Here is a 6,118-nt window from a genome sequence, read left to right as displayed (position 1 = left end):
GCGACCAGCCCGTCCAGGTCGGCGTCGAAGGCGATGGGGTAGATGTCCTGGTACTTCTTCGGCGGGTTCTCCGCGTACGCGATCGTCCCGTCCGGCCGGTGGTGGAACCACTCCGGGTGCTTCTCCACCCACGGATGGTCCGGCGAGCACTGCAACGCGAAGTCCAGCGCCACCTCCAGACCCCGCGCGCGGGCCTGCTCCACGAACCAGGTGAAGTCCTCCACCGTCCCCAAATCCGGGTGCACCGCGTCATGGCCGCCCTCCGGCGAGCCGATCGCCCACGGCACCCCCACATCCTCCGGCGCGGGGTCGAGGGTGTTGTTGCGGCCCTTGCGGAACGTCGTCCCGATCGGATGGATCGGCGGCAGGTACACCACGTCGAAGCCCATGTCCGCGATCGCCGCGAGCCGCCGCGCCGCGGTACGGAACGTCCCGTGCGGCACCTCCTCGGTGCCCTCCGACCGCGGGAAGAACTCGTACCACGCCCCGTACAACGCCCGCTCCCGCTCCACCAGCAACGGCAGCGGGTCGGACACGGTGACGAACTCGCGCAGGGGATACCGGGCCAGTACCGCCTCCACCTCGGAGGACAGCGCGGCGGCGAGCCGGGCGGTCGGCGGGGCGGTGTCGTCCCGGAGGCGCTCCACCGCGTCGAGCAGGACCGCGCGCCGGTCGGCGGGAACGTCGGTGGCGGCCCGTTCGAGCAGCCGGGCGCCCTCCTCCAGGACCAGCTCCGTGTCGATCCCGGCCGGGATCTTGATCCGGGCGTGGTGGTGCCAGGTGGCGACCGGGTCCCCCCACGCCTCCACGGTGTACGTCCACAGGCCCGGACCGTCCGGGGTGACCTCGGCGCCCCAGCGGTCGGTGCCGGGCGCCAGCTCGCGCATCGGCGTCCAGGGGCCCTCACGGCCGTCCGGGCCGCGCAGCACGACATTGGCGGCCACGGCGTCGTGCCCCTCGCGGAACACGGTGGCGGAGATCTGGAACGTCTCGCCCGTCACGGCCTTGGCGGGCCGGCGGCCCCCCTGGACGACCGGGCGGACGTCGAGCACGGGAATGCGCCCGACAACGGGAGCGCCGGGCGCCGGGGGTGGCCCGGCCGCGGGCGGTCCGGCGGCTGCCGGGGGAGGGACGGGGGGTGCTTCGGGCTTGCGCGTCGGGGGTGCTGACGAGTGGTGCTTGGCGGGCATGACCGCTCCTGTCCGCGTCAACGTGGGTGGGCGGATGGCTGTGGGGAGGTGGGTCCTGCGGTGTGCTGCTGTGGTGTGCCTGTGGGGCGTACCGGAGGAGCCTTCCCACCCTATTCGGGTGAGCAATCCGGCGCTTTGTTAACTACTCACGCGTACATCGGCGCACAAGACCGGCCCCGTCCACGCCGGACGGGGCCGATCGTTCCGCGCCACGGCCAACGCGCCGCCAACGGACCGCTAAGGGCCCGGTACCTGGAGCAGTTTGTTCGGTGAGCCGAGCCCCCGCCCGGATACCTTGCCGTTCGCCGCCCCGGCCCGCAGCGCCCCGGCGACCTGCGCGGGACTGGCCGCGCGGTGGTCGGCCAGGTACAGCGCCGCCGCGCCCGCCGCGTGCGGTGCCGCCATCGACGTACCGGAGTAGGTCGCGCGGGCGGTGTCGCTGACGTACGAGGCCGAGGTGACCGAGACGCCCGGGGCGAACAGGTCCAGTGCCGAGCCGTAGTTGGAGAAGTCCGCCCGCGCGTCCCGCCGGTCCGTGGCGCCGACCGTGAGGGCCTGGCTCACGCTCGCCGGTGAGTACAGGCCGGCGGGGAGTCCGTCGTTCCCGGCGGCGACCGTGTAGGTGACACCGGAGGCGATCGAGTTGCGCACGGCCGCGTTGAGCCGGTCGTGGTAGCCGCCGCCCAGGCTGATGTTGGCGACCGCCGGCTTCCTGGCGTTCCTGGTCACCCAGTCGACGCCCGCGATGACCTGGGCGGTCGTGCCGGCGCCGGAGCTGTCCAGGACGCGGACCGAGACCACCGTCGCCTTCTTGGCGACGCCGTACCGGGCCCCGGCGACCGTGCCCGCGACATGCGTGCCGTGGCCGTTGCCGTCGCCCGCCGACGCGTCGTCGCCGACGAAGTCCCAGCCGTGCCCGGCCCGGCCCCCGAAGTCCCGGTGCGAGACCCGGATCCCGGTGTCGATGACGTAGACGGTCACCCCGGCGCCCGCCGAGTCCGGGGAGGTGTAGCGGCCGTTCAGCGGCAGACTCCGCTGGTCGACGCGGTCCAGCCCCCAGGACGGCGGGTTCTTCTGGGTGCGCTCCACGCGCACGGTGGTGTCCTGGACGACCGAGGCGACGCGTGGGTCCGCCGCGAGCCGCTCGGCCTGTCTCTCGCTCGCCCTGATGGCGTAACCGTTGAGAACGGTTCCGTAGATGTGGCTGATTCTCGCCCCGTACCCCTCGGCGATGCCGGTGCCGGCCGCCGACGGAGCCCTCGTTCCCCCCTTGAGCGTCACCAGGTAGCTGCCGCTGACGGAGCCGGGTTCACCGGCGCCGAGTATCCGCCCCGTGGGTGCGGCGTGCGCGGGCGGGCCGATGGCCGAAAGTGCCGCGGCGCACATCACCGCGGCCAGGCCTCCCGCCCGGCGCAGACGCCGGGTTCGCGTCCGTGCCATGGTCCGAGTCCCCTCCTCGACTCGGCGTCCGGCCGCCTTCGACCGCCGGGTGCGCCCGGCGCGGGCCGGACCGCCGGTCAGCAGCCTCTCGCGGGCGGCGAAGTCACCACAAGGACGCCTGTAGGGGCGGAATCGGCCATATCCCCGATGGCGGATCCGGGACGGTTGCGGCGGCTTTCGGACGGAGCGCGGACGATGGTCCGACTGGAGTGCGTCCGGAGCCTCGGTGGAGGCGCCGGGAAAGGCGCCGTGGTTACGGAGCGCCATCACCGATACCGTGCAGATGATGACAGGACGCACACCGCCGTGCGTCCACTTCCGCACGCCTGCCGAGGTGGAATGTGAAGGCGATCCGTCGATTCACCGTCCGTCCCGTTCTCCCCGAACCCCTCCGGCCGCTCAGCGACCTCGCGCGCAATCTGCGCTGGTCCTGGCATGCGGAGACCCGCGACCTCTTCCAGTCCGTCGACCCCGAACGCTGGGCCGCCTCGGACGGTGATCCCGTACGCCTGCTGGGCAGTGTGCCGCCGGAGCGGCTGGCCGAGCTGGCCGAGGACCGCCGCTTCCTGCGCCGGCTGACCGCGGTCGCCGACGACCTGAGCGACTATGTCTCCGGTGACCGCTGGTACCAGGCGCAGTCCGCCGACCTGCCGGCGGCCGTCGCCTATTTCTCCCCCGAGTTCGGCATCACCGCCGCGCTGCCGCAGTACTCCGGCGGCCTGGGCATCCTGGCCGGCGACCATCTGAAGTCGGCCAGCGACCTCGGAGTGCCGCTGATCGGTGTGGGGCTGCTCTACCGCCACGGGTACTTCCGGCAGTCCCTGTCCCGGGACGGCTGGCAGCAGGAGACCTACCCGGTGCTCGACCCCAACGAGCTTCCCGTGGGGCTGCTCAGGGAGGTCGACGGCACCCCCACCCAGGTCTCCCTCGCCCTGCCCGGCGGCCGTTCGCTGCACGCCCGGGTCTGGCTGGCCCAGGTCGGCCGGGTCCCGCTGCTGCTGCTCGATTCCGACGTCGAGGAGAACGACCTCGGCGAGCGCGGGGTGACCGACCGGCTCTACGGGGGCGGCAGCGAGCACCGGCTGCTCCAGGAGATGCTCCTCGGCATAGGAGGTGTGCGGGCGGTCCGGACGTACTGCCGGCTGACCGGCCATCCCGACCCCGAGGTCTTCCACACCAACGAGGGGCACGCGGGCTTCCTCGGCCTGGAGCGGATCGCCGAACTGTGCGACCGGGGGCTGGACTTCGACTCCGGCCTGGAGGCGGTGCGGGCCGGGACCGTCTTCACCACCCACACCCCCGTCCCGGCCGGCATCGACCGCTTCGACCGCGAGCTGGTCGCCCGCCACTTCGGGCCCGACGCCGAACTCCCGCGCATCGACGTCGAACGCATCCTCCGGCTCGGCATGGAGACCTACGCCGGGGGCGAGCCGAACCTGTTCAACATGGCGGTGATGGGGCTCCGCCTGGGCCAGCGGGCGAACGGTGTCTCGCTGCTGCACGGCAACGTCAGCCGCGAGATGTTCTCCGGGCTGTGGCCGGGCTTCGACGCCGACGAGGTGCCGATCACCTCGGTCACCAACGGCGTCCACGCCCCGACCTGGGTGGCCCCCGAGGTCTTCCGGCTCGGCGCCCGCCAGATCGGCGTCCAGCGCACCGAGGACGCTTTCACGGTCGGCGGCTCCGAACGCTGGGACGCCGTCGCGGACATCCCCGACCAGGACATCTGGGAGCTGCGCCGGGTCCTGCGCGAGCAGCTGGTGACGGAGGTGCGGGAACGGCTGCGCGCCTCGTGGCGGCAGCGCGGCGCGGGCAGCGCGGAGCTGGGCTGGATCGACGGGGTGCTCGACCCCGACGTGCTGACCATCGGCTTCGCCCGCCGGGTGCCCTCGTACAAGCGGCTGACGCTGATGCTGCGCGACCGGGACCGGCTGATGGACCTGCTGCTCCACCCCGAGCGGCCGGTCCAGATCGTGGTGGCGGGCAAGGCGCACCCGGCGGACGACGGCGGCAAGCGGCTGATCCAGGACCTGGTGCGGTTCGCGGACGACCCGCGGGTCCGCCACCGGATCGTCTTCCTGCCCGACTACGGCATGGCCATGGCGCAGAAGCTGTACCCGGGCTGCGACATCTGGCTGAACAATCCGCTCAGGCCGCTGGAGGCGTGCGGCACCTCCGGCATGAAGGCCGCCCTGAACGGCTGTCTGAACCTGTCGGTGCTGGACGGCTGGTGGGACGAATGGTTCCAGCCGGACTTCGGCTGGGCGATCCCCACGGCGGACGGCTCGGCGACCGACGCCGACCGGCGCGACGACATAGAGGCCGCGGCGCTGTACGACCTGATGGAGCAGCGGGTCACCCCGCGGTTCTACGAGCGCGGCCAGACCGGACTGCCCGACCGCTGGATCGAGATGGTCCGCCAGACCCTCACCCTGCTCGGCCCGAAGGTGCTGGCCGGCCGGATGGTCCGGGAGTACGTGGAGCGTCTCTACGCCCCGGCCGCGCTCGCCCACCGCGCGATGGACGCGGAGGCGGCGCGTGAACTGGCGGCGTGGAAGGCGCGGGTGCGGGGCGCCTGGCACGGGGTGTCGGTCGACCACGTGGAGACCTCGGTCGCCACGACGACGGCGGAGCTGGGCACCACCCTGAGCCTCAGGGTCCGGGTCGGCCTCGGCGACCTCGGTCCCGACGACGTGGAGGTGCAGGTGGTCTCGGGCCGGGTGGACTCCGAGGACCGCATCACCGACGGCACGACGGTCCCGCTGAAGTCGACCGGCGGCCCCGACCTGGACGGCCGCTGGGTCTACGAGGGCCCGCTCTCCCTGGACCGCACCGGCCCGTACGGCTACACGGTCCGCATCCTGCCGGCGCACCGGCTGCTGGCGTCGAGCGCGGAGCTGGGGCTGGTGACCTCGCCCTCGCAGGACGTGGTGGAGGGGGCCGGGCTGCTCATGCGCTGACCCCGGGCGGCGGGGGCGTCACTCGGCGTCCCCGCACATCCGGCGCAGCACCGTTCCGCACCGGCGCGCGTAGGCGTTCTGGAGTCCCCGGGTCGCCGGTCCGCCCGCGCGGGAGTACCACTTCGCGGGGCGGCTGAAGGCGTGCACCGTCAGCCACACGGTGCCGTCCCCGGTGCGGTCCACGACGAAGGACTCCTCGCCGCACTCCGGGTGGCCGGCCAGCGTGCCGTACGCCCAGCCGGCGCGGCGGTGCTCCTCCACCGTCCAGACCACCCGGCACGGGGCCTTGATCAGACCGCCGGCCAGGGTGACGGTGACGTCCACCCCGGGGGCCGCCCGGTCCGCCGAGGTGTCCATGCCGACGCCCATCGTCCGGTGCAGGTCCCAGGTCAGTACGGCCTCGGCAGCGCGGCGGAAGACCTCGTGGCCCTCTCCGACGCGGGTGCGCACATGCAGGGGGTGGAAGCCGGGCGGGCAGAAGTCGTGCTCCCGGGTGGCACCGACGTCTTCGTAACTGAAGGACATGGG

4 protein-coding genes are annotated in these 6,118 nt (G+C 73.1%); 1 reads left to right on the top strand and 3 read right to left on the bottom strand.

Going from position 1 to position 6,118, the window contains the following annotated elements; all coding sequences use genetic code 11:
• The coding region (locus tag AB0E07_RS29655; RefSeq protein ID WP_362258871.1) for a maltotransferase domain-containing protein at positions 1–1,190 on the bottom strand (1,190 nt) is incomplete at its 3' end.
• Between the two features lie 237 nt (positions 1,191–1,427).
• Positions 1,428–2,630 carry a S8 family peptidase gene (locus tag AB0E07_RS29650; protein ID WP_362258868.1) on the bottom strand — a complete coding sequence of 401 codons (1,203 nt, stop codon included), beginning with the start codon at positions 2,628–2,630 and terminating at the stop codon, positions 1,428–1,430.
• 341 nt (positions 2,631–2,971) lie between these two features.
• Here AB0E07_RS29650 and AB0E07_RS29645 point away from each other — a divergent pair, with 341 nt between their 5' ends.
• The gene (locus tag AB0E07_RS29645; RefSeq protein WP_362258865.1) at positions 2,972–5,590 is read left to right on the top strand and encodes a glycosyltransferase family 1 protein; all 2,619 of its coding nucleotides are present in this window, start codon (positions 2,972–2,974) and stop codon (positions 5,588–5,590) included.
• A gap of 18 nt (positions 5,591–5,608) precedes the next feature.
• On the opposite strand, the gene AB0E07_RS29640 is transcribed toward AB0E07_RS29645, so the two are convergent.
• Positions 5,609–6,115 carry a DUF1990 domain-containing protein gene (locus AB0E07_RS29640; RefSeq protein ID WP_362258861.1) on the bottom strand — a complete coding sequence of 169 codons (507 nt, stop codon included), beginning with the start codon at positions 6,113–6,115 and terminating at the stop codon, positions 5,609–5,611.
• Positions 6,116–6,118: the final 3 nt, after the last annotated feature.

This window comes from Streptomyces sp. NPDC048002 (assembly GCF_040653275.1).
Classification (GTDB): Bacteria; Actinomycetota; Actinomycetes; order Streptomycetales; family Streptomycetaceae; genus Streptomyces.
This window is presented reverse-complemented; position numbering and strand designations above follow the sequence as displayed.